The organism is Crystallibacter permensis (assembly GCF_025960875.1).
Classification (GTDB): Bacteria; Actinomycetota; Actinomycetes; order Actinomycetales; family Micrococcaceae; genus Crystallibacter; species Crystallibacter permensis.
The window spans coordinates 114,522-136,247 of the sequence record NZ_JAODLR010000009.1 but is presented as its reverse complement, the minus strand read 5'-3'; the positions used below and the strand labels follow the sequence as shown (position 1 = coordinate 136,247).

At 64.2% G+C, this 21,726-nt stretch carries 17 protein-coding genes; 5 read left to right on the top strand and 12 right to left on the bottom strand.

The genetic code is table 11. The annotated features are described in order from the left end of the window. The 3 genes from B0G38_RS12455 to dut are packed head-to-tail and all read right to left on the bottom strand — an operon-like array spanning position 1 to position 1,619. A complete protein-coding gene (locus B0G38_RS12455; protein WP_264669753.1) occupies positions 1 to 357 on the bottom strand; it encodes a hypothetical protein in 357 nt (118 codons plus the stop codon). Beyond that, positions 350 to 1,132: a DUF3710 domain-containing protein gene (locus B0G38_RS12450; protein ID WP_264669752.1), complete on the bottom strand. Its 783-nt coding sequence runs from the start codon at positions 1,130 to 1,132 to the stop codon at positions 350 to 352. The genes B0G38_RS12455 and B0G38_RS12450 overlap by 8 nt, the downstream gene beginning before the upstream one ends. 58 nt (positions 1,133 to 1,190) lie before the next feature. After that, positions 1,191 to 1,619, bottom strand: coding sequence for a dUTP diphosphatase (gene dut, locus B0G38_RS12445; RefSeq protein WP_413542065.1), 429 nt, complete (start codon positions 1,617 to 1,619; stop codon positions 1,191 to 1,193). Between the two features lie 201 nt (positions 1,620 to 1,820). Between dut and B0G38_RS12440 the strand changes: the two genes are divergently transcribed. After that, positions 1,821 to 2,321 carry a DUF3093 domain-containing protein gene (locus tag B0G38_RS12440; protein ID WP_264669750.1) on the top strand — a complete coding sequence of 167 codons (501 nt, stop codon included), beginning with the start codon at positions 1,821 to 1,823 and terminating at the stop codon, positions 2,319 to 2,321. Between the two features lie 100 nt (positions 2,322 to 2,421). Here B0G38_RS12440 and B0G38_RS12435 read toward each other — a convergent pair whose 3' ends face one another. Continuing rightward, on the bottom strand, positions 2,422 to 2,721 hold the full coding sequence (locus B0G38_RS12435) for a DUF4193 domain-containing protein (RefSeq protein WP_074702559.1): 300 nt from the start codon (positions 2,719 to 2,721) through the stop codon (positions 2,422 to 2,424). Positions 2,722 to 3,022: 301 nt separating this feature from the next. Here B0G38_RS12435 and sepH point away from each other — a divergent pair, with 301 nt between their 5' ends. Then, the gene (sepH, locus tag B0G38_RS12430) at positions 3,023 to 4,276 is read left to right on the top strand and encodes a septation protein SepH (RefSeq protein WP_264669749.1); all 1,254 of its coding nucleotides are present in this window, start codon (positions 3,023 to 3,025) and stop codon (positions 4,274 to 4,276) included. Between the two features lie 68 nt (positions 4,277 to 4,344). On the opposite strand, the gene B0G38_RS12425 is transcribed toward sepH, so the two are convergent. The 3 genes from B0G38_RS12425 to B0G38_RS12415 are packed head-to-tail and all read right to left on the bottom strand — an operon-like array spanning position 4,345 to position 8,962. Further along, the gene (locus B0G38_RS12425; RefSeq protein ID WP_264669748.1) at positions 4,345 to 5,538 is read right to left on the bottom strand and encodes an alkaline phosphatase family protein; all 1,194 of its coding nucleotides are present in this window, start codon (positions 5,536 to 5,538) and stop codon (positions 4,345 to 4,347) included. A 1-nt stretch (position 5,539) separates the two neighbouring features. Beyond that, entirely contained in the window at positions 5,540 to 6,205 is a 666-nt protein-coding gene (locus B0G38_RS12420) for a DUF5998 family protein (RefSeq protein ID WP_264669747.1), read from the bottom strand. A gap of 48 nt (positions 6,206 to 6,253) precedes the next feature. Further along, positions 6,254 to 8,962, bottom strand: coding sequence for a bifunctional acetate--CoA ligase family protein/GNAT family N-acetyltransferase (locus B0G38_RS12415; RefSeq protein ID WP_264669746.1), 2,709 nt, complete (start codon positions 8,960 to 8,962; stop codon positions 6,254 to 6,256). A 47-nt stretch (positions 8,963 to 9,009) separates the two neighbouring features. On the opposite strand from B0G38_RS12415, the gene B0G38_RS12410 reads away from it, so the two are divergent. Continuing rightward, positions 9,010 to 11,490 carry a DNA gyrase/topoisomerase IV subunit A gene (locus B0G38_RS12410; protein WP_264669745.1) on the top strand — a complete coding sequence of 827 codons (2,481 nt, stop codon included), beginning with the start codon at positions 9,010 to 9,012 and terminating at the stop codon, positions 11,488 to 11,490. A gap of 23 nt (positions 11,491 to 11,513) precedes the next feature. On the opposite strand, the gene B0G38_RS12405 is transcribed toward B0G38_RS12410, so the two are convergent. After that, positions 11,514 to 13,271 carry an HNH endonuclease gene (locus B0G38_RS12405; protein ID WP_264669744.1) on the bottom strand — a complete coding sequence of 586 codons (1,758 nt, stop codon included), beginning with the start codon at positions 13,269 to 13,271 and terminating at the stop codon, positions 11,514 to 11,516. Positions 13,272 to 13,506: 235 nt separating this feature from the next. Between B0G38_RS12405 and B0G38_RS12400 the strand changes: the two genes are divergently transcribed. Beyond that, positions 13,507 to 14,025 carry a DinB family protein gene (locus tag B0G38_RS12400; protein WP_264669743.1) on the top strand — a complete coding sequence of 173 codons (519 nt, stop codon included), beginning with the start codon at positions 13,507 to 13,509 and terminating at the stop codon, positions 14,023 to 14,025. A 68-nt stretch (positions 14,026 to 14,093) separates the two neighbouring features. Here the strand turns inward: B0G38_RS12400 and B0G38_RS12395 are convergent, their stop codons facing one another. Genes B0G38_RS12395 through B0G38_RS12380 form a run of 4 tightly spaced genes read right to left on the bottom strand, consistent with a single transcriptional unit; the run spans position 14,094 to position 21,145 of the window. Beyond that, positions 14,094 to 15,080 (bottom strand): GNAT family N-acetyltransferase, encoded by a 987-nt coding sequence (locus B0G38_RS12395; RefSeq protein ID WP_264669742.1) that lies wholly within the window; start codon positions 15,078 to 15,080, stop codon positions 14,094 to 14,096. Positions 15,081 to 15,084: 4 nt separating this feature from the next. Beyond that, the gene (cydD, locus tag B0G38_RS12390) at positions 15,085 to 18,495 is read right to left on the bottom strand and encodes a thiol reductant ABC exporter subunit CydD (RefSeq protein WP_264669741.1); all 3,411 of its coding nucleotides are present in this window, start codon (positions 18,493 to 18,495) and stop codon (positions 15,085 to 15,087) included. After that, positions 18,492 to 19,511: a cytochrome d ubiquinol oxidase subunit II gene (gene cydB / locus B0G38_RS12385; protein WP_264669740.1), complete on the bottom strand. Its 1,020-nt coding sequence runs from the start codon at positions 19,509 to 19,511 to the stop codon at positions 18,492 to 18,494. Before cydB ends, cydD begins: the two co-directional genes overlap by 4 nt. Positions 19,512 to 19,558: 47 nt before the next feature. Continuing rightward, positions 19,559 to 21,145 (bottom strand): cytochrome ubiquinol oxidase subunit I, encoded by a 1,587-nt coding sequence (locus tag B0G38_RS12380; protein ID WP_264669739.1) that lies wholly within the window; start codon positions 21,143 to 21,145, stop codon positions 19,559 to 19,561. Positions 21,146 to 21,339: 194 nt separating this feature from the next. Here B0G38_RS12380 and B0G38_RS12375 point away from each other — a divergent pair, with 194 nt between their 5' ends. After that, a complete protein-coding gene (locus tag B0G38_RS12375; RefSeq protein WP_264669738.1) occupies positions 21,340 to 21,726 on the top strand; it encodes a BlaI/MecI/CopY family transcriptional regulator in 387 nt (128 codons plus the stop codon).

Genomic DNA, 21,726 nt, shown 5'->3' with positions numbered 1-21,726 from the left:
TCAATTCTCCAACAGGCTTTGGATTTCATAGCGCGGGTTGTACATCGTCGGCAATCCGTCGACTTCGAACACGGTTCCTTCGAATCCCAGCCGGATGCCGGCGTCGATCCCCGGCACCCGCCGCTGGCCCAGCCAGATGAGGCGGATCCTCGCCGGCCGCTGCTGCACGCCGGCCTCCGTGGCCCGGTCTCCGGGCCCACTAGAGGTCAGCACTGCGGAGAAACTTGGCGCCTGGCCTACGGGCAGAATCGTGATGGCCTCCACATAGCCCACGGACCGCACCCGTCCGCGCTTCGGCAGCCCTTCCAACGGAATAACGACGGCGGACCCGGCATCGGGGCGCCGGTCCTTAGCCAATGTGGGTGATTTCGGGTCCGCGCTCGGGCGCGCTCAAGCCGGGAGCGGCCTGGCCATCCTGGGTGCGCAGGCTCGCGTCCTTGGGCAACCGCAGTGTTAGCAGATCCCGTGGCGGCAGCGGCTGGTCGCCACGGACCACAACGGTCTGGCGGAAGAGCTCTTCCAGCTCCGCTGCCTTGGCCCGGTCCAGTGCCGCCCCGCCACCGATGACTCCGCGCAGGAACCAACGCGGACCGTCGACGCCAATGAAGCGCGCTACCCGGAAGCCGGCTTTTCCGTCCGGCGTCTGGGCCGGAAGCTTGGCCACAACTTCGGTGCCCAGCGGCCCGCTGACCTCCTCAACGGTCCCGCCCTGGGAACCGATGGACGAGGCCAGCTGCTCGCGGATTTCGTCCCACAGGCCCTCGGATTTAGGCGCAGCGAACGCCTGCAGCTGCAAACTGGAACCGGACAGATCCAGCGTTACGGCAATGACCCGCTGTGTTTTTTCCTCTACTTCCAGCCGTAGCTGAAGTCCGTCACGGGGCTGGATTTTCAGCGCGCCGAGATCGAGGTATCCCTCATCGGTCTCTTTTTCGGCGCTATCGAAGGGTCCGCTGCTGCGCAGTTCCGCATCGGTTTTGGCAGCCTTCGGCAATGCCTCGGCTGCTTCCGGCTGATCCGGGACCGCTGTTGCATCGGATGCTTCGCCCGGAGTCCGCTCTACGGCGCTCTCCGCTGCGGTCTCCGGCAGGTCGCTCGTGTTGTTCTTGTTCTTGCGGCGCCCAAAAATCATCGTCGGGTCCTCTCTGAAGCCGCTGGCTGGCCAGCGGCACTTGTGCTCGGTCGGCGCTTCATCGGGCTGCGCTAAAGCCGCCGGTCGACCCGAACCCGCCGGCTCCCCGAATGGAGCCGGGCAGCTCGTCGACATGTTCGAAGGCGGCGTGCTCTACGCGCTGGATGACCATCTGCGCAATGCGGTCCCCGCGCTTGAAAGTCAGGGTCTCGGTAGCATCCGTGTTCAGCAAGGTGACGGCGATTTCGCCGCGGTAGCCGGCATCGACGGTGCCGGGTGCGTTAACAATGGTCAAACCGTGTTTGGCCGCCAGGCCCGAGCGCGGATGAATCAACGCCACATACCCTTGCGGCAGCGCGATAGCCACGCCAGTGGGGACAAGAATCCGCTCCCCCGGCCCGATCCTGAAGTCAATGCGGCTGCGCAGATCAGCCCCGGCGTCGCCAGGGTGGGCGTAGCCCGGTGCCTCCAGACCGTCGTCGAGCATTTTCAGCTGAACGTTCAGCGTGGGTTGAATATCCTGCACTCGCTACCATTTCCTTGCCGATGGCGGCACTGCCGCCGCGAGAGTTTCCGCACATCACTCTAACGCTTTTTGGCGCGGAACAGCTACGTCATGCACTGCCGGCCCCGTGGCTCCGCCGGCCGCCGAGGTGAAAAGCCACAGGAAAGGTGAAAAGCTGGATTTATGAGCACAAACGCCACTCCCGCCGGTAACACCGGCCCCGCTTCCGGGACACCCGGATCCGTCATTTACCAGGAACGTCTGTGGCCGAACTTCTGGATCTGGCTGATCGCGGCCGGCACGGCCGGAGCGGTGATTTTCGTGTTGGCACCGATCAGCCTGACGACCGGCTACATTGCCGCGGCGATCGCTGCGATTATTCTGGTGGTCCTGCTGATCGTTTCGGCGCCGCGCATTACCGTAACGGAGAAAACACTGCAGGTGGGCCGCGCACAGATCGAGCGGAAATTCGTTGGCCGGGTCGACGCCTTCACGGGCGACGACGCCACCGCCCAGCGCGGAACGGAGCTGAACGGCACCGCCTACATGTGTTTCCGCGGCTGGATCCAGCCGGTGGTCAAGATCGAGATCACCGACGAGGCGGACCGGACACCCTACTGGATCACCTCCACGCGACGGCCGAACCAGCTCGTGGCCGCACTGTCCAAGCAGGACAGCCAGTAACGAGCGGACCGCCGGCGGCCATCACCTGGCCGCCCGCGGGTTCACCGCGTTCGGCAGCGGCTGCTCTCCGGCAACCGCTGCCGCCGGCAAGTAGGGCCGCTTAGCCTTCACAATCCTTGCAGTACAGGAGCCCGTCCTTTTCCCGGGCCACCTGGGACCGGTGACGGACCAGGAAACATGACGCACAGGTGAATTCGTCTGCCTGTGCAGGCATGATGCGCACCGTCAGCTCTTCGCTGGACAGGTCCGCCCCCGGCAGTTCAAATCCTTCGGCCGCTTCTGCTTCGTCCTCGTCAACGACGGCGGACTGCTTGCTCGTGCGGTGGGTCTTCAGTTCCGCGATGGATTCCTCGCTGGTCTCCTCATCGGTCTTGCGAGGCGCATCATAATCAGTCGCCATAATTGTGTATTCACGCTCCGGTGTTGCAGTTGTAAGCCGGTCTTCCGGGCCGGCAAGCCCATCACGCCCGATGATGTGTCTGGTCACAACGCCCGCGGCGGGGATTTTGTGCCCATAACGCGAAGATTGTGGCCTATTCGAAGCCCGAATACCAAACCGTTTCTCCGCCGGCAGCCGGATAGACGCCCAAACGGCGGAACTTCGGGCATGAACTACACGCCACACCCGCCTAAACAGTAGGTATTAGGCAGTATCGGTGGCAGAGTTTCAGTGAGGAATTGTCGTCTGGTGGAGGGTTTTCATGCAGGATCTACGGCTGGTGGGTGTCCATGAGGATGGCGAACATCTGCTGTTGAGCGGGGGCGGCGGGGAAAGTTACCGCCTGGCGATTGATGAAGCGCTCCGTTCCGCAGCAGCGCGCCCGTCAGTGCGGGTTCCCGCTGCTGATTCGGAGAACGGAGGCGCCGCGATGTCCCCCCGTGAGATTCAGGCACGGATCCGTGCCGGAGCGTCCGCGGAACAGGTCGCCGCCGAATCGGGCCTCGACATGGCACGCATCCTGCGGTACGAGGGACCGGTCCGGGCCGAGCGGGAATACATGGTCCAGCAGGCGCAGCGGGTTGAGGTCGCTTCGGCACTGCCGTCACACGACAGCTACCGCTCTGCCTTCGGAGACGCTCCCGCCACCCTTGGCGAGATGGTCGCCCACCGCGTGAACGCGTTCGGCATCGACGCGGCCTCACTGGAGTGGGACTCCTGGCGGCGCCAGGATGGCGCGTGGGAGATCATTGCACGTTTCGATCCGCCCGCTGTTGCCAGTGGTTCAATCGGCGAGGAACCTCCCGCCAAGTGGCTTTACAGCCCCACCAGCAAAGCCGTACAGAACAGCAACCGCTGGGCACAGCAACTCAGCGAACTTGAGCCCTTGGACGGCCCCGTCCCGGCGCGCCGCCTCACGGCCGTGGCTGACCGGGTCTTCGACTTCGAGGCAGACAGCAACGCTGATCCTGAAACTGACCCCGCCGTGGAGGACCAAGACACCACGGACTCGGACAATCTGTTGGAAGTGCTTCGTTCCCGCCGCGGCCAGCGGCTCGGCGTTGACGAAGAAGCCGACGACGCCCTTGCACTCCTGCTGACCCAAGGCGGCATCCCCGCTGCCCATCCGCGTGAGGGGATCCTCGCCGGGGATGATACGGATGCAGACGGCAACGGTGGGCGGCCGAGCAGTCCGTTCACACTCAGTCTCGCCTCAACTGACCACGGGGCCGATCGTTCGCTCGATCTTCATCCGGGTGTCAGCATGGAGACCAGGGAAATAACGGTCTCCGGTGCCCCCTTGCCGGAGGACCGTACGGATGCGGCAGCGGACGCTGCCTCCGAACCGGTCTCGGCAGACCAAGACCAAAGCGCGGATCGGACAGAACCTGCGGAAGCGGTAGCGACGGCAGACGCGGCGGCGGCGGAAGAACAGCAGCGCAAGCGGTCGATGAAACCGAAGCGCTCCAGCGTTCCGAGCTGGGACGAGATCGTTTTCGGCACCAAGCACGAGTAAGCCGAACGGCTGCGTCCCGCAGCCCTCGGAGCAGCAGGGCGGCCCGAACCGTTCAGGTCCGCCGGCTCTTACTTTCCTTTAGCTGTGGTCTTTTTGCCGGATGAACGGACCGTTGAGCCCAGCGTCAGTAACGGCACTTCGCGTTCGGCCCGGGTCAATGAACCGTGCTGGCCCACTACGTCCATGGCACGCTCCGATACTCTGCGCGTGTCGTACAGGGCGATCGGCTCCCGCGCCGCGATCATCAAATCCCCGATCCTGGGTAGAACAGAGGCATCCACGCGGCCGAAAAGTCCGTGAGCGACGGCTTCGTCCCGATCGAGAATCCAGGCATGCTTGCCGTAAGACTCACGCCATGCTGTGGTGAGCTTGTCACGTTGCCGCTCACCGACGTCGGGCTCTAGATACAAATGCACCAGGCGCGGTTCTCCGCCCGTGTGGCGGACCCCCTCGACGAGTTCCGGCTGGAGGGAATAGTCGTACCGGTGTTCACGGGAGACATCCAGCATGCCGTGGTCTGCAGTCAGCAGGAGCAGCGTGTCGGCGGGCAGCTGGCCGGCCAGGCGGCGCATGTCCGAATCCAGCTCCTCCAGGGCATTGCCCCACTCCACCGACGCGCTGCCATAGCGGTGTCCGGCCTTGTCCAGCTCGTTGAAATACAGATACACCAGCGCCCGGTCCTGCCCGGCCAGGGCCTCGACTGTGGCTTGGGTCCGGGCATGACCCGTCGTCGCCGGGATGAAGGATCCGCCGCGCAGGGCGGCCTGCGTCATTCCGGAGTTGGCAAACTTGGGCAGGCTGACAGTCACCACGGACACATGCTCAGCAGCGCGTTCGAAGACGGTGGCATGCGGCTGCCACTTGCGCGGATCCACTTCCGCGTCCCAGCCGCCCAGCTGGTTGACTACCTTGTCCTGCGCGGGGTCCAGCACGTCGTAGCCAACCATGCCGTGCAGACCGGGCTCGAGTCCCGTCCCTAAACTGGCGAGCGACGACGCCGTCGTCGATGGGAAGGCGCTGCGCAGCGTGCGCGAGTTTTCGAGGCATTTGCGCAGGAACGGTGCATGCCCGCCGCGCTGTTTGAGCAGGACCTTGCCCAGCCCGTCCACCATAACTACGCAGATACGTCTGGCGCCGGGCAGACCCAGGACATTCTCGAAACCCGGCACGTCAAGGGCTGCTGCCGCACTGCTGAAGACGTCGGCGATGGTGTCGCGGCCGAAGCCGGGTGCCGGGGGCAGCGGTTCGTGGTGCTGCGGCATGCTAGCGCTGGTGATGTCCGCGGGCCAGCCTGGACCCCAACCGTTGTCGCGGCTGCACCGTTTCCGCGGCCCGGACCGGGACCGGGGTAGAAGTATTGATCTTCCGCAGTGCGCGGGCGAAACTCTTGGCGTTCCGGACGGCCTGCGCCCCGTCCGCTTCGGCGCTGACCCGCAGGACGATGTCCTCCTGCACAATGTTGCCGGTGTAGCCGTGGTCCGCATCGCACTCCGGATCCGCGCACCCTGCCGGGCCCATATCCAGGCGCTGCCCGCCTGACCAGGCGATAGCTAGCGTGAGCTCCCGGGCCTGATCCGTTGGCTTGTAGTCCTGGGGCTGGGCGTAGATGTAGCTGAGCACGACGGAACGGATCTGGCTGACCGGGACCGATTCCGTGGAAATCTGCGCAACCATCTGATGTCCGGCCTCGTCCAGCTGCTGGTCGTCGACATGCGTGATCACCAGCATGTCCTCGGTCAGGACCAAGACGGTGATGTGGCGGTGCACTTCGTTCCGGTCAAAATGGGTTTCCAAGTGCACCACGTGGGACAGCGGTTCGCGCTCGTCGAGGGCGTCATGAACCACATCGGCCACCATAACGGGGTAGAAACCTGCCCTGTTCAGGTCCTCGTCGAGGCTGCGCTGTTCGGTGGTTGAAGAATGGCTCATGAGTCCATTTTTGCGCAGCCGGTCAGCTAAAGCGAACTGTGCACCGTCTCAGTCCCGCATCGCGCGGCGCGCACTGTCCGTGCGCTGGGCGTGGTTGGCCAACCGCAGGTCCGCGCTAAGCACCGTCAGGCCCTGCGGCGACACCAGCACGGGGTTGAATTCGAGCAAGGCGATTTCGGGATGATCGTCCTTCATCAGGGCCACGCGGTTAACGAGATCTTCGAGCGAGGCGACGTCCACCGCCGGCAGGCCCTGGTATCCGAACAGCTTTGTTGCCGCCCGCGGACTGCGCACCAGGTCGGCCACGTCCACCGAGGTCAGCGGCGGGATCCGATGGGACCAGTCCCCCAGCAGGTTCACTGCGTCGCCTGCCAGCCCGAAGGACACGACCGGTCCCAGCAACGGATCCTCGATCGCCCGCACCGTGCAGGACTGGCCCGAAGGCGCCATTGCCTGGATCTCCAAGCCGATGTCGCCAAACGGCTTAAGGGTCTGGCGCATGTGTTCGATGTTGTGGCGGAGCGACTCGGCATTCACGATATTGAGCCGCACTCCACCCAGATCCAGTCGCTGGCGCAGTCGCTCGTCAGTAGCTTTCAGCGCCACCGGCCAGCCCAGAGAATCGGCAGCAGCTACCGCTTCGTCCGCCGTAGTGAAACCCGCAGATGGCAGCACCGATATCCCGTAGCACGCGAGCAGCGCGCCGGCTTGCTCCGTCGTCGTGGTGACAAGCCGCGCCCCGGAGACACCTTCGATGAGGCCGTCGATCAGTGCAGCAGCCTCCTCACGGCCCAGTCCGGTCGGCTCGACAACCTCGCCTTGGTCCCTGGCCAGCCACTCGGTGTAGCGGACTACCGCCGACAGCGCAGCGATCGCGGCACCGGGACTTGAGTAGCTGGGGACGGCAGGCTGACGCGCACCCACTTGCCCCGCGGTATCGGCGGCGAGCAGTCCTTCAACCCGCACCGCCGGATCAAGAATCCCGGCAAAGGCAGCTACTACAGGTTTGCCCGCTTCCGCCGAGCACTCCTGCAGAACCCTTGCTACCTCATCCGTACCCAGTCCGACGGCGGGCAAGAGGGTGACGACGGCGGAATGCACGTCGGGTGAGCCCAGGGCCTCCATCAGCCTCCGGCGCAGCAGATCCAAGGCAACGGACTGGCCGCTGTTCAGGTCCAAGCCCGTTTCCAGGTGGGCGACCTTCAGTTCGTGGGTGGCGGCCGCATCCGCTACTACCTTGCCCAACGCCAACGAATTGCTGAAAACTGCCAGTCCGGGCCCCTGCGGTTGCGCCTGGCTCACGAGGATCTGGGCAATGTCCATCAGTTCTTCATTAGTTCCAACCCGGATGACTCCGGACTGGCGCAGCATCGCATCCAAAGCGCCCTGTGGCGCCTGCGTGGTCCGCACATGGTGTCCGGGCGGCAGTTGCAGTCCCATGAGGTCCGATTTCGCCACAATGACCGGTTTGCTGCGGGAGAGCCTGCGGGCGATGCGCGAGAACTTTCTGGGGTTGCCGAAGGACTCGAGATATAGACCAACGGCGCAGGTAGCCGGATCATCTTCCCAGTACTGCATTACGTCGTTCCCGGAGACGTCTGCCCGGTTTCCGGCCGACAGCGTGGAAGAAAGTCCGAGCCCGCGCCTTGCAGCGGCGGCATAGAGCATCACGCCGATGGCTGCAGACTGGCTGAAAAGTCCCAACGGCCCGAGCTTCGGCAATTTCGGCGCCATCGAGGCGTTGAGCGACACTTTGGGATCGGTGTTGATGATGCCCAGCGATGCCGGCCCGATCACCCGCATGCCGTTGGCACGGGCGTTGCGGACCACCTCCCGCTGGCGCGACAGTCCTTCAACCCGGTCATCAGCAAATCCGCCGGTGGCAACGATGAGTCCCTTCACCCCGGCATCAGCGCATTCCTGCACAACTTTGAGAACTTGCTCATAGGGAACGGCGATGATGGCCAACTGCACCTCGTGCGGCACCTCGGCGATCGTGGCGTATGAAACCAGACCTCCGAGCTCAAAAGCCTGGGGATTGATGGCATAAACGGTCCCTTGGAAACCACCCTCCACGATGTGCTCCAGCAGCGAATAACCCACACTGCCCCACTCGCGGCTGGCGCCGATCACTGCTATTGACGACGGCGCCAACAGCGCGGCGACGCTGCGCGCCTCTGCACGGTGCTCGCGCGATTCCATCACCGCCCTGGAGCGCTCCGTGGGGTCGATGTCGAATTCAAGCATCACCACGCCGTCGTCAAAACGACGCTGGACTTCATAGCCGGCGTCGTTGAAAACGGTAATCATCTTGCGGTTCTCGGGCAGTACTTCGGCCGAGAACTTGCGGATGCCGTTCTCCCGGGCGGCGGCGGCCAGATGCTCCAGCAGGATAGAGCCGAGACCACGGCTCTGGTGCGTATCGGCTATGTTGAACGCGACCTCGGCTTCCGCCGGGTCATCCAGCCGGTCATAGCGGCCGATTCCGATTATTTCGCTCGCAATGGTGACGACAAAGGCGACACGGTTGCTATAGTCCACGTTGGTGAAACGCGCCAGCTCACGTGAACTGAGCTTGGACTTGTAAGTGAAGAAACGCAGATAGATTGAGCTCTCCGACTGACCTACGTGGAAGGCCTGGAGCGCTTCTGCATCCTCCGGGACGATAGGGCGTAAATGCGCTGTACCGCCGTCTCGTAGGACGACATCAGCTTCCCAGTATTCTGGATAATCAGGGGTTTGCGCCTCTTCCGCCATAGACTCACTGTAACCGTTAATAAGCAGTAAGGACCCGAGCTTTTCACATGGCCCGCCGACAGAAGACCGTTCAGGACGAACCGGACTACACCGAGAACATCGTTGACATTGACGTCACGGCCGAAATGGAAGGCTCGTTCCTGGAGTACGCGTATTCGGTGATTTATTCACGGGCGCTGCCTGACGCCCGTGACGGACTGAAACCCGTGCAGCGGCGCATTCTGTACATGATGAGCGAGATGGGCCTGCGCCCGGACCGTGGTCACGTTAAGAGCGCACGTGTTGTCGGTGAAGTCATGGGTAAGCTGCACCCGCACGGTGACACCGCCATCTACGATGCAATGGTGCGCATGGCCCAGTCGTTCGCGCTGCGCATGCCCCTGATTGACGGACATGGCAACTTCGGTTCGCTCGATGACGGACCTGCAGCACCCCGGTATACCGAGGCCAGACTCGCCGCGTCGGCGCTCTCGCTGACGGACCACCTGGACGAAGACGTCGTCGACTTCGTGCCCAACTATGACAACCAGATCATGCAGCCGGAAGTCCTCCCGGCAGCATTTCCCAATCTATTGGTTAATGGCTCCTCAGGTATCGCCGTCGGTATGGCCACCAACATGGCCCCGCACAACCTTGGCGAGGTTATCGGCGCAGCCCAGCACCTGATCCAGAATCCGGACGCGCAACTCGATGACATCATGCGCTTCGTGCCGGGGCCTGACCTCCCCACGGGCGGCAAGATTGTCGGCCTTAGTGGTATCCGGGATGCCTACGCCACCGGCCGGGGTTCCTTTAAGACCCGCGCCACCGTCCAGGTCGAACAACTGACCGCCCGACGGACCGGGCTCGTCGTGACTGAACTGCCCTACATGGTTGGTCCCGAGAAGGTCATCGAAAAGATCAAAGACGCGGTGACGTCCAAGAAGCTTCAGGGCATCAGCGACATTGTTGACCTCACCGACCGCAGCCACGGACTGCGCCTGGTCATCGAGCTTAAGAACGGTTTCAATCCCAACGCCGTACTGCAGCAGCTGTACCGCTATTCGCCGATGGAAGATTCCTTTGGCATCAACAACGTCACGCTGGTAGACGGCCAGCCCCGGACACTGGGACTCCTGGAGTTGCTCCAGGTCTACGTAGATCACCGCATCGACGTAGTCCGACGACGCACGGCCTTCCGGCTAGCCAAAAAGAAAGACCGACTCCATCTGGTTGAAGGTCTTCTCATCGCGATCGTCGATATCGATGAGGTCATCCAGATCATCCGCGCTTCGGAAGAAACTGCCGAAGCCCGGCAGCGCCTCATCGCGGTCTTCGACCTCACCGAGATCCAAGCCAACCACATCCTCGAGCTGAGGCTGCGGCAGCTGACCAAGTTCTCCCGGATTGAGCTGGAGAAGGAACAGGAGCAGCTGCGCCAGGACATTGCGGCGCTGGAAGAAATCCTGAACTCCGAGCCGAAACTGCGCCAGCTGGTTTCGGATGAACTCGGCGAAGTCGCAGCTAAATACGCCACTCCCCGGCGGACGATCTTGCTCGAATCGGAAGCCACAGGAGCGCTTACCGGTGCCACCGCGGCACCTGCGAGCAAGAATGGAGCCAAAGCGCCCGTCCAGCTGGAGATCGCCGACGATCCCTGCTGGGTGATCCTCTCGGCCTCAGGGCAATTGGCGCGGACAGCCAATCAGGATGAATTGCTCGACGGCGGCCAACGCGTCAAGCACGATGTGTTCACCTCAGTGGTCAAAACCTCGGCGCGGGCCGAGATCGCAGCCGTCACGTCCCTGGGACGCATGCTCCGGCTACAGGTGGTGGACATGCCGGCCCTCGCTCCGTCTGCGGGAGTTCCGAATTTGACCGGCGGTGTCCCTGCTCGGGAATTCATCACGCTGGCCAAGGGTGAAACCTTGGTGGCCTTGGCGCCGCTGAACGCTGTTCTCGCCATTGGCACGGCCCGGGGAATCGTCAAACGAGTCAGCCCGGACTATCCGCTCAATCGTGAGGACTGGGACATCATTTCGCTCAAGCCCAAGGACTACATCGTGGGTGTAACGGCAGCTGCCGAGGGCGATGATCTGGTCTTCATGACCAGGCAGGCCAGATTCTTGCGCTTCCCGGCAGCCACAGTCCGACCTCAAGGCCGGACGGCCGGCGGCATGGCAGGCATCAAGCTGACTGAAGACGACGATGTGGTGTTCTTCGGCGCTGTGGATCCTGACGACGCCGCCGCCGTCGTCGTCACTATTGCTACAACGGCCCAAGCATTGCCCGGCACGTCTCCGGGATCCGTGAAGGTCACCGCACTCGAGGAGTTCCCGGCTAAGGGCAGGGCCACGGCCGGGGTGAGAGCGCATCGCTTCCTTAAGGGCGAAGACCAGCTCAGCCTGGGCTGGGCCGGGCATGGTCCAGCTAAAGCCTCCGCGACAAGCGGCGTAACTCGTTCACTGCCCACTGAACATGGGCGCCGGGACGGCTCCGGCATTCCGTTGTCGCAGACGGTGGACGCAGTCGGTCCGAGCCTGTCCTGACGCGCCCTTCGGCCCTTTGCCGGTCACGCCGCGCGGTAATAGATGAAATCAATCCGTCCGGTGATAGCGGGATATCGTACGGGCGTTGGGCGCGGTTCCTCGGCGGCTAGCTCTTCCACTGCCTCCAGAAGTGGGGCTTCCTGGGGAACAGGCATCGATTCCACTTCAGGCGGCAGCCCTTCCAACTGTGGATTCAGCGTCGGCCTCCGCTTCTCGCCGGCATTGATCTCCGATGGTGTGCCGGGCAGTGGTGGTGCGGTGGATTGGTAGGTGTGTCCGGTCGGGGTGGTCGTTTCGACGGTGTGCCGCGGTCCGGGGATCCTTTGGGCGTGCCAGCCTTCAGATTCCTTCGCCAGGTTACACGCTTCACAAAGCCCTTGCCCATTGACCTCGCTGGTCGCCCCGGCGTCACGCCAGGGCACGACGTGGTCGTGGTGGCGGATCGGCGCGTCGCACCACGGAGTGCGGCAAAGCTGGTCCCGTGCCTGGAGCATGCGCTGCATCCCGGCCGGCATCAACCGCGCCCGCGAATCCATTCCCAGCAACTGCCCGGTGCCCGGCGCGGTGTAAAGCCGGCGCACCCACACTTCCACATCTTCCGAATCGCCGGAAGCTCTTCGCTCCGAACCCGGCGGCCCGGTTGCCGTACCGGTTTCAGTGTTTCCGGTGTCGGAACCTGCATCGGTGACCGGTACCGGTTCGACTGTGCCCGGCGGACCGGAACCCGTAGCGCCGTCCCCGTTGCCGGCATCCGCTGCGCCGGCGACGACTTCATCTTCCCCGACCGCACCATGTATCGGATTACCGACGACGGAGGCGTCGTTGTCACCGCTCCCGTCCCCGTTGTTGGTGTTGTCGGTGCGGAGGAGGTCGCGGGCCCATTGCGCGGGGACGATGCCGTACCCGGCCAGATGAGCCGGCTCGGAATCGCCCTGGAACAGAGTGCGGTCGGTCATAACCAGCTGGACTTCAATTTTTGCGGGATTCTCCGCCGGCTGGCCGGTGACGCGTTCGACGAGGATATCGGCCATCAGCTGGCCCCGGCCACGTTCATCGCCCTGCGCCTTCAACCGGTCGGCCTCCTTCACCAGGGCCGCGAGGACGGCCACACCCTGCACGACCGGCACAAGGCAGCTCACCTGGGCCATAGTGTCCGGCGCCGGACGGCAGGACACATGGCGTTCGGTTTCGGCTTTCGCGGCCCGCCGGACCACCGAGTGCGGATCCAGCCGCAGCGCGGCCTGCTTCGCCATCGCCCCGATCCGTTTGTCCCCGCAGCCGCGCAACGTCTTCGGATCCGCACACAATTCCTTATCGATGCGGGCGCGGTCTTCCACGCTCAGGCACGCGGTTTCGCGGACCAGGATGGTCGCCCGCCACTCGTTCAACCGGCCCTCCGCCAACGCCGCATACGTGTGCGGCATTTCCCTGATCAGCGTCGTAGCCAAACCCAGGTGCTTGCCGCCCCGGTTGGGCGAGTCCTGGCGTGCCAGGCCGATCTCCTTCGCCAGGCCCCGGCCCCGCTTCTCCGCCGCGACCCCGGCCGCAGCGCGGGTTTCCCGGCGGGAGGCAACAAACGCCTCCGTCTCGCGTGCCTGCGCGGCAGCCGCGGCGGCCTTAAGTTCCTCCAGTGCGGTGATCCGGTCAATCCGCACGCCTTCGGAGACGTCCTGGTCCATGTCCGCCAGTTCCAGAATCACGGCGCGGACCAGCCCAGCACCCGGATCACCGGGAACCGGGTTCACCGGTCCCATCTCTGCTGGAACGATTGACTCGAACATACATTCGATCCTATCGTGAGGTGATGGAGCACACAATGCTTATTCAGGACCTGTTCATAGGATGTTGGCACCCGCGTAGCCCGCCATGTCAGCAGCGTCCAGCAGGCCGATCCCGTCCGGCTCTCTTGGCCAACTCGACTTCAGTGGGATGCAGAAGTAGGGCTTGGTACAGGTCATCGCCACCTTGTCCCTACCAGACGGCGCCGCACCAGGGCCAGCTGGATAGACTGGCCGCATGGCGATCATTCCTGACACAAAAGACTGGACCTGGGTTACCGAGCGGCCATGCCCGGACTGTGGCTTTGACCCCACGGGCTTCACGCCGGATCAAGTAGGTCCTGCTGTCCGGGAAAGCATCCCGCGTTGGCAATCTGTGCTTGCCCGTCCGCAGGTTGCTGAGCGCGGCAACGAGTCGGTGTGGTCGGGTCTCGAGTACGGAGCCCATGTCCGCGATGTCTGCAGAGTCTTCGAAGATCGCTTAGCCCTAATGCTGTCGCTCGACAATCCAAGCTTCGCTGATTGGGACCAGGATGCTGCCGCGATTGAGAACGACTATGCCCGGCAGGATCCGCGTGAGGTCTCACAAGAGCTTGAAGGCGCTGCGCGGTCCGTTGCAGCAGCCTTCGACGCCGTCGCAGTCGATCAGTGGGAGCGCCAGGGCCTGCGCAGTAACGGCTCCGTATTCACGGTAACCAGCCTGGGAGCATACTTCCTCCATGATGTACTCCACCACTTGAACGACGTCAACGGCTGACTCAGGAACCGACGCTTCCATCAGGCAACTTATACGAAGGCAAATCACATCAATCCAGTTCAACCATGTCAGGTGAGCTGCTTCTCGTACGCCAGATCTCTCTTGGTTGGCGAGTAGCCCATCCGGCTGTAAAGGCCCAGGGCGCCGCTCGGATTTTCGGTGTCTACGCCCAGCCCGGCGTTCTCCATGCCCCCGGCCTTGAATCGACGCATGGCTTCGGCTAAGAGGGCAGGCGCAAATTTCCGGCCGCGCCAGGCCCGCCGAACACCGAGCAGGTCAGTGAACCCTTCGTCATGCCCGGCTTGGAGGCTGTAGTCAGGATCAAAACTGGCTAACTGGTACGCCACAGTTTCCCCGGTAGCAGTCTCGATGATGGACATGCTCCATTCAGGCTTGAGCTGCGGGTGGCTCACCACAAACTTCCATTTCTGCTCGTCCTTTGGCTCGCTGCCCCAATGGTCGGCAAAGGCCTCATTGTGGGCGAGCCGTACCGCTTCGCTCTGGTCAGGATTGAGCGTGGCGAACACAAATCCATCCGGCAGCGCCAGCTCCGGTATCGGATCAGCAAGCGAACGGGTCATCTCCGTGAAATAGCGGACAACCTTCGCGCCAACGGTCCCCATCAGCGCGTTGTGCGCCAAATCCCGCTCCTCCGTATACGTGCGCAGGACTCCGCCGCTTATGCCGGCATCCAGGAACCGACGGCGCTGGCATTCTTCCTGCCATCGGTAGACCGCCCGCCCGATCCCGCGCTGTCGCCACTGCGGGTCCACACCGCCCCACGTGTGCCCGGTGGCCGAACCGGCGTTGGCCTTGACCGTGCCCACGGCGCGGGCAGTCCCGTCGGCATCGGTCCCTATCAGGGTGGTCACGGCCGGATCGTTCGCCGGCGATTCAAAGGCCTCTGCAAGGTCCACGCGCGTTTCCACCCATACGGGTTTGTCCACTTCGGCCATACGCCGGATCAAAGCGTGCCAGTTGTCGATGTCGGCGGGTGTCATGGGTCGCCAGTCCAGGCGTGCGTCGAGGTAGTCAGGAAGCGCCGAGCTGCTCATGCCATTAGGCTAAAGCAGGCAGCGGCGCCGGGGAACCCAGTTCCAGCCGCAGCTCGCATAACTCCGCCTCAGAAGGCCGGTGGGTGACCATGACTACCGCCTTGCCCGCAAGCGCCGTGCGGAGGTCGGCCAGCAGCGCTACCGCAGATTCACGGTCCAGATGCGCCGTCGGCTCGTCCAGCAGCAGCACCTCCGCGTGGGTCAGCACCGCACGGGCCACCGCGACGCGTTGGCGCTGACCACCGGAGAGGAAATGCCCGTTCGGCCCAATACGGGTATCAAGTCCGTCCGGCAGGTCTGCCACGAAGCTACCAAGGCCGACGTCGTCAATCGCCTTGAGCAGCTCGGCTTCCGATGGAGGATCGGCTTTGCTGCGCGCCAGCATCAGGTTCGCGCGCAAGGTCGAGTTGAACAAATGGGCCTCCTGCGGCGTCCAGGCAATGCCTCTGCCGGCGCCCGGTGTAGCGGACTCCACCGGCTGGCCGTTCACCAGATACCGGCCCTGCTCCGGCTGAAGGAACCCGAGCAGAACGCCCAGCAGGGTCGACTTCCCGCTGCCGGATGGGCCGGTCACCGCCAGCCACTGCCCCGGCCGCAGCTCGAGGTCCAGTCCGCTGAAAACGGGACGGGACTGCCCGGGATAGGCGTACGCAATCTGCTCAAGGCTTAGCGAGGCGAACTCCCCGCGCACCTGGGAATCCTCGGTGCTGCCGGCCGGTAGGTCCTCGGTGCCCAGTTCCGGCAGCACCCGCTCCCCCAGCCCGCGCCAGGCGCCCCATTGCTGGACGGCGGTATTGACTGCCGTGTAGGGCTCGACCAGCGCCAACTGCATCAAGATCACGACGGCGGCAGCTCCGGGCACTGCTCCAGCAGACTGGGTGATCATCATCAGGGCGGTGAGCGAACAAGCCAGGACCGTCAGGCACTGGCCGAGTCCCTGCGCCCACGCGCTATGCTGCAGCGCCGCCGTCGTTCTGGAATCCAGGTCCTGGGTCCGCTTCAGCAACGATGCCTCCGCGGCGTTGGCCCGCAGATCCGCGGCCGCACCAAGCAGGCGTGCAAAAGCGTTCAGCGACTCCCCCTTGAGGCCTACCGTCGCGGCCTGCGCAGAACGGTCGGCCAGTCGGGTCAGGGTTGGCGCCACAAGAATCCCGACTACGGCGAGCAGTATCTGCCACACCAGGCCGGACGGCAGCAGCAGCGCGGTAGCCACGCACGACGCCACGGCGGTCAAGACTCCCACCAGCGGCGCGAACACTGCGCGCGGGGCGATGTCGCGCAATTCATCGACGTCGCCGATCAGCCGCTCCAGAGCTCCCCCGCCCCGGGCAAGTTTCCGCCAGCCGGCCGGACGCTGCAGCAGCCCGTTCCACAGGCGGGTCCGTAGCCGGTCCGTACTTTGGAAGACGGCATCATGCAGGCGCAGGCGTTCGTGATAGCGCAGCACGGAACGGCCCAGGCCGAAGAACCGCACCCCGACTATGGAGGTCATCAGATACAGGATCGGCGGCTGCTCGCTGGCGTAGACGATGAGCCAGCCGGACAGGCCGCTCAGCGAGACCGCGAACAGCGTAGCGCCCAGCCCGAAGAGCAGCGCGGCAACAAAGGGCCTACTCCAGGGGCGCAGCATTGCCAGGTTCCGCCACAGGGACGGCCGCTGTGCAGGCTCGCCCTCATCGACGGCGCCCCGGACGGCGACAGTTGCTTCGGCTTCCGCTCCGGCTGCCGAAGCCGGAGCCGGATGTGTGGCTCCCCAGGCATGACTGGCGCCGGCACCGATCTCGATCAACTGATCCGCAAGTCTTGCGGTGGCGGGATCGTGTGCCACCAGCACGATGGTGATGCGTCCGCGCAGCCGCTTCAGGGCGTCTTCGATGGCACGGGCACTGGTCGCGTCGACGTGGGCGGTCGGTTCGTCTGCCAGCAGCAACCGCACTCCGGGCACGTTGTCTACCCGGGCCAGGGCGCGGGCCACGGCGACCCGCCGCAGTTCGCCCGGGCTGAGGTCACCGGTGGCCGCGTCGATCAGAGCGGTCCCGTTGACCTGTGACAGCGCACGCTCGGCAGCCTGTCGCCCCGCGGGAGAGGCAGGCAGGCCGGCATACAGTGCGATCTCGTCCGCCACAGTCAGCTCCGCCGGCACCGGGTGCTGCGGAATCCAGGCAATCTGGTCCCCGCCGACTCCTGCCACGGAGCCGGCAACCGCCGCACCCGCCCCGTCCCGCCGCACACCGGCCAGCACCTCCAGGACAGAGGTTTTGCCGCAGCCGCTGGGGCCGGCCAGGGCCGCGATTCCGCCGGCAGGAACGGCGAAGTCCAGCCCATCGACCACCGCCTCCGCACGCCCCGGGTAGCGGACGCTCAAGTTCGACACGGAAATGTCCCCCGAACCCGCTTGCGCATCGGCGGACACCAGCGGCCGGCCCGCAGGCGAGCCGAGCACCGCATTGCTGCGTTTGAGCGCTTCGAGTCCGTCCTCGCTGGAATGGTGCGCACTGCCCAGATCGCGCAGCGGCTGGTAGCACTCGGGAGCCAGAATCAGGGCGAGCAGGCCGGCTTCGAGCGGCATCTCGCCGTGTACCAACCGCACGCCGATGAACACCGCGACGACGGCCACCGAAATGGTGGCAATCAGTTCCAGCGCCAGCGAAGACAGGAACGCGACGCGCAGGGTGGCCAGGGTGCGGCTGCGGTACTCGGCGGCAACGTCGCTCAGCGCGCGCGTCTGGGCAGCGGCACGGCCGAGCCCAACGAGTACCGGCAGCCCGCGGGCCAGTTCCAGCAGGTGGTCCGAGAGCCGGTCCAACGCCGCGGCGGCTTCCTGGGCCTTGTCCTCGGTGTGCTGGCCGATCAGAATCATGAAAATCGGCACCAGCGGGATGGTCAGCACTACAACCAGCGCACTGACCCAGTCCGCACCAAGAATGCGCAGAGCAACCAGCAAAGGCACGACGGCGCAGGTCACCAAAGCGGGAAGGTACTTGCTGTAGTAGTTATCCAGCGAATCCAGGCCGCGCGTCACCAGGACGGTCAGGGCGCCGCTCCCGGCGCCAACGCCCGCGCTACTGTCTGCGGCGCCGGCTTCAGTACTGTTCCCAGCGCCGGCCGCAGCGCTTGCCCCGCCGTCGTCGATAATCCGCCGGGTCAGGTCCGCGCGCAGCTCCTGCTTGACGCCGGCAGCGGCGCGTTGGGCCACCGTTTCCTGAGCCCAGACGGCCAGCGAACGCAGCACAGCGCCGGCCGCTCCCAGCACCATAATGTGCTGCCAGTCGAGGCTGCCGGCGGCCAATCCGGCAATTCCGCTGGCAACGGCGTCGGCCAGCAAAATGAGACCGAGCGCCTTGCACGCGGCCAGCAGGCCCAGCAGATAGAGCGCCCGCCTGCTCGTGGCGCTGACTGGAAGCAGAGGCTTCACTGCGGGACGACGGCGTGGGCAGCCGGGATCGACGAGGCACTGACGCGCTTGCGGAACACCCAGTAGGTGTAGCCCTGGTACACCAGTACTGCCGGAATCCCGAAGGCGGCAATAACGCTCATCACTCCCAACGTGTAATCCGACGAGGATGCAGAGGTGACGGTCAGGTTGTAGGCGGAGTCGATGGTGGACGGCAGCACGTTCGGGAACACCGCGGTGAAAATGGTCGCGGTGCCCGCCAGCAGGAAGACACCCAGGCCCCCGAAACTCCAGCCGTCCCGTTCCCGCCGGGCCATCATCCACGCGAAGGCGGCGCCGAGGACGGCCAGCAGCAGGGTCACATAGGTGACGGATTTGCCGCCGGCCACCACTACCGCGACGGCCCACAGCGCCAGCGGCAGCAGGGCGACAGGCAGCCAGCGAAGCAACAGCTTGCGGGCACGGGTCCGGATGTCGCCGTCGGTCTTCAGCGCCAGGAACGCTGCCGCGTGCACAATGCAGAAGAAGACAACTGCCAGACCGCCGAGGACCGCATAGCCGTTGAACCAGGCAAAGGGGCCGCCCACCCGGTCCCCGTTTTCGTTCAGGGGCAGCCCTGTGGTGGTCAGCGCCAGCATGGCTCCGACGCCGAAGGCGGCCACGAGGGAGCCAAGGACAATCGCCCAGTCCCAGGCGTTGCGCCAGCGGTCGGAGTCCATCTTGCCGCGGTACTCGAAGGCAACCGCACGGAAGATCAAGGCGAGCAACACGAAGACCAGCGGCAGATACAGGGCCGAGAACAGGGAAGCGTACCAGTGCGGGAAAGCGGCGAAGGTGGCGGCACCTGCCGTGACCAGCCAGACCTCGTTACCGTCCCAGACCGGTCCCACGGTATTCAGCAGCACCCGGCGCTCGGTGTTGTTGCGGGCAAAACCGCGCATGAGCATGCCGACGCCCAGATCAAAGCCCTCCAGGAACAGGTAGCCGGTCCAGAAGAAGGCAATGATGATGAACCAGAGAGTAGGCAGGGTTTCCATTTCAGTTCTCCAGACTGTCCGGATCGGATACGGCCGGGCTGTTGTCCTCAGTAAGCAAAGGCGAGCACATCGTCGTCGTCCTTCCGCCTGCCGGGGCCCTCGTCGCCGTCGTCATCTTTGTCCTCGTGCAGCAGTTCGGGCATGGCAGATGGCACCCCGCCGCGGCAGTAGGCGAAGAGCAATTTCACTTCCACCACGAGCAGCACGCCGTACACCAAGGCGAAAGCCGCCAGCGAAAAGATCAGCTCGGCCAGTGAGACGCCCGGCGAGACAGCGGCAGCCGTGAACATGAAGACGTTGTCGATCCCGTTCGGATCAGGGTTGGGTGCAACGACGAAGGGCTGGCGGCCCATTTCGGTGAAGATCCAGCCGGCCGAGTTGGCGCCGAACGGGGCCAGGATCCCGAACACAGCCAGGCGCATCAGCCACTTGGACTGCGGCACGGTCCCCTTGCGGACAATCCACAGCGCAATCAGGGCGGCGCCAGCGGCCAGCATGCCGAAGGTAATCATCATCCGGAAACCCCAGTAGGTAACCTCCATGACAGGGACATAATCGATTTCAGTTCCGGCGCGCTCGCCGTAGATCGGGTTGTCCGGCAGGTGTGTGCCGAATTTCTCCTGGTACTCGGGCAGGAGCGAATTGATCCCGCGGATTTCGGTGGTGAAATCGCCGTTGGCCAGGAAGGACAGCAACCCCGGCAGTTCGACAACCGCAACCAGATCATCACAGTCATTGGAACCAAGATCACCGACGGAGAGGATCGAAAATCCCGTCCCGTCATGGCACGCCGCCTCGGCCGCAGCCATCTTCATTGGCTGCTGTTCGAACATGAGCTTGGACTGCAGATCACCGGTCAGGGCGACCCCGCCAAACGAAACCATAGCGACGACGGCGCCGATCCGCAGGGAGCGCAGCCATACTTTATGGTCCGCGGCGTCGCGGCCGATGGCAGGCTTGGAGCCAACAATAACCTTGCCGTCGGGGCCCACGGTATCGATCTCGTCACGGCGGCGCTTCCACAGGTGGTACCAGCTGATGCCGAGCAGGAAGCCGCCGGCCACGGAGAACGCTCCGAAAAGGGTGTGCGGGTAAGCCACCAGCAGCGTGTTGTTAGTGAGTACGGCCCAGATATCGACCATGACCGGGCGGCCATCGATCATTTCGACGCCGACCGGGTGCTGCATCCAGGAGTTGGCCGCGAGGATGAAGTAGGCCGAGCCCATGGTAGCCAGCGATGCAGCCCAGATGCTCAGCAGGTGAATGGCCTTAGGGAGCCGGCCCCAGCCGAAGATCCACAGGCCCAGGAAGATCGACTCGACGAAGAAGGCCAGCAGCGATTCCAGCGCCAGCGGCGCACCGAAGACATCTCCGACAAAGCGGCTGTATTCACTCCACGCCATGCCGAACTGGAATTCCTGCACCAGGCCGGTGGCCACGCCCATAATAAAGTTGATCAGGAAAAGTTTGCCCCAGAACTTGGTCATCCGCAGGTACTGGTCCTTGCCGGTCCGGTACCAGGCCGTCTGCATTACGGCCACCGTCAGGCCGAGACCGATGGTCAACGGCACCATCAGGAAGTGGTAGACGGTGGTGACGCCGAATTGCCAGCGGGCGATTTCCAGGGCTTCCACGATAAATACCCCTTCGGGACGAGCCGGCACAGGCTAAAGCGTCGGCGGGACACATTTCTACAAGCCGTAGAAGTACAAGTTTCTACGTAGTGTAGAACAATTTCTACAAACGCGGTAAATTAGAGAGTGAGACCACATCCCGGCAGCGTGCGCCGCCGGGTCGAGCAGCTAGTTTGGTAGGACGAAGGAAATACATGGCAACTCTTGGGGAGCTGGAACGCGCGGTTATGGACCTGCTGTGGCAGTCCGACTCGGAAGATCCAGCGGAGATCGCTCTTACCGCAAACGCCCTGCGCGACCGTCTGGCACGGAAAACGGCCTCAAGCCCGGATGGCAAGGAACTGGCAGTAACGACTGTGCTCACAGTGTTGTCCCGGTTGGAAAAGAAGGGCCTGGTACAGCGCGAACGGGACATCCGTCCGCACCGCTACCGGGCAGTGACCAGCCGTGAGGAACACACGGTGGAGTTGATGAACGAGGTGCTTGGATCGGCGCCGGACCGCGAGGCCGTTCTCGCTAAATTCATCGGCAGCGTTTCCGAACAGGAAGCCGAAACCCTGCGTAAGCTGCTGACTGCGTAG

Bases quoted from the DNA above. Each gene is read 5' to 3' on its own strand.
- B0G38_RS12450 (WP_264669752.1), bottom strand. From the start codon at position 1,132: ATGATTTTTGGGCGCCGCAAGAACAAGAACAACACGAGCGACCTGCCG.
- dut (WP_413542065.1), bottom strand. From the start codon at position 1,619: ATGCTCGACGACGGTCTGGAGGCACCGGGCTACGCCCACCCTGGCGAC.
- B0G38_RS12440 (WP_264669750.1), top strand. From the start codon at position 1,821: ATGAGCACAAACGCCACTCCCGCCGGTAACACCGGCCCCGCTTCCGGG.
- B0G38_RS12435 (WP_074702559.1), bottom strand. From the start codon at position 2,721: ATGGCGACTGATTATGATGCGCCTCGCAAGACCGATGAGGAGACCAGC.
- sepH (WP_264669749.1), top strand. From the start codon at position 3,023: ATGCAGGATCTACGGCTGGTGGGTGTCCATGAGGATGGCGAACATCTG.
- B0G38_RS12425 (WP_264669748.1), bottom strand. From the start codon at position 5,538: ATGCCGCAGCACCACGAACCGCTGCCCCCGGCACCCGGCTTCGGCCGC.
- B0G38_RS12420 (WP_264669747.1), bottom strand. From the start codon at position 6,205: ATGAGCCATTCTTCAACCACCGAACAGCGCAGCCTCGACGAGGACCTG.
- B0G38_RS12415 (WP_264669746.1), bottom strand. From the start codon at position 8,962: ATGGCGGAAGAGGCGCAAACCCCTGATTATCCAGAATACTGGGAAGCT.
- B0G38_RS12410 (WP_264669745.1), top strand. From the start codon at position 9,010: ATGGCCCGCCGACAGAAGACCGTTCAGGACGAACCGGACTACACCGAG.
- B0G38_RS12405 (WP_264669744.1), bottom strand. From the start codon at position 13,271: ATGTTCGAGTCAATCGTTCCAGCAGAGATGGGACCGGTGAACCCGGTT.
- B0G38_RS12400 (WP_264669743.1), top strand. From the start codon at position 13,507: ATGGCGATCATTCCTGACACAAAAGACTGGACCTGGGTTACCGAGCGG.
- B0G38_RS12395 (WP_264669742.1), bottom strand. From the start codon at position 15,080: ATGAGCAGCTCGGCGCTTCCTGACTACCTCGACGCACGCCTGGACTGG.
- cydB (WP_264669740.1), bottom strand. From the start codon at position 19,511: ATGGAAACCCTGCCTACTCTCTGGTTCATCATCATTGCCTTCTTCTGG.
- B0G38_RS12375 (WP_264669738.1), top strand. From the start codon at position 21,340: ATGGCAACTCTTGGGGAGCTGGAACGCGCGGTTATGGACCTGCTGTGG.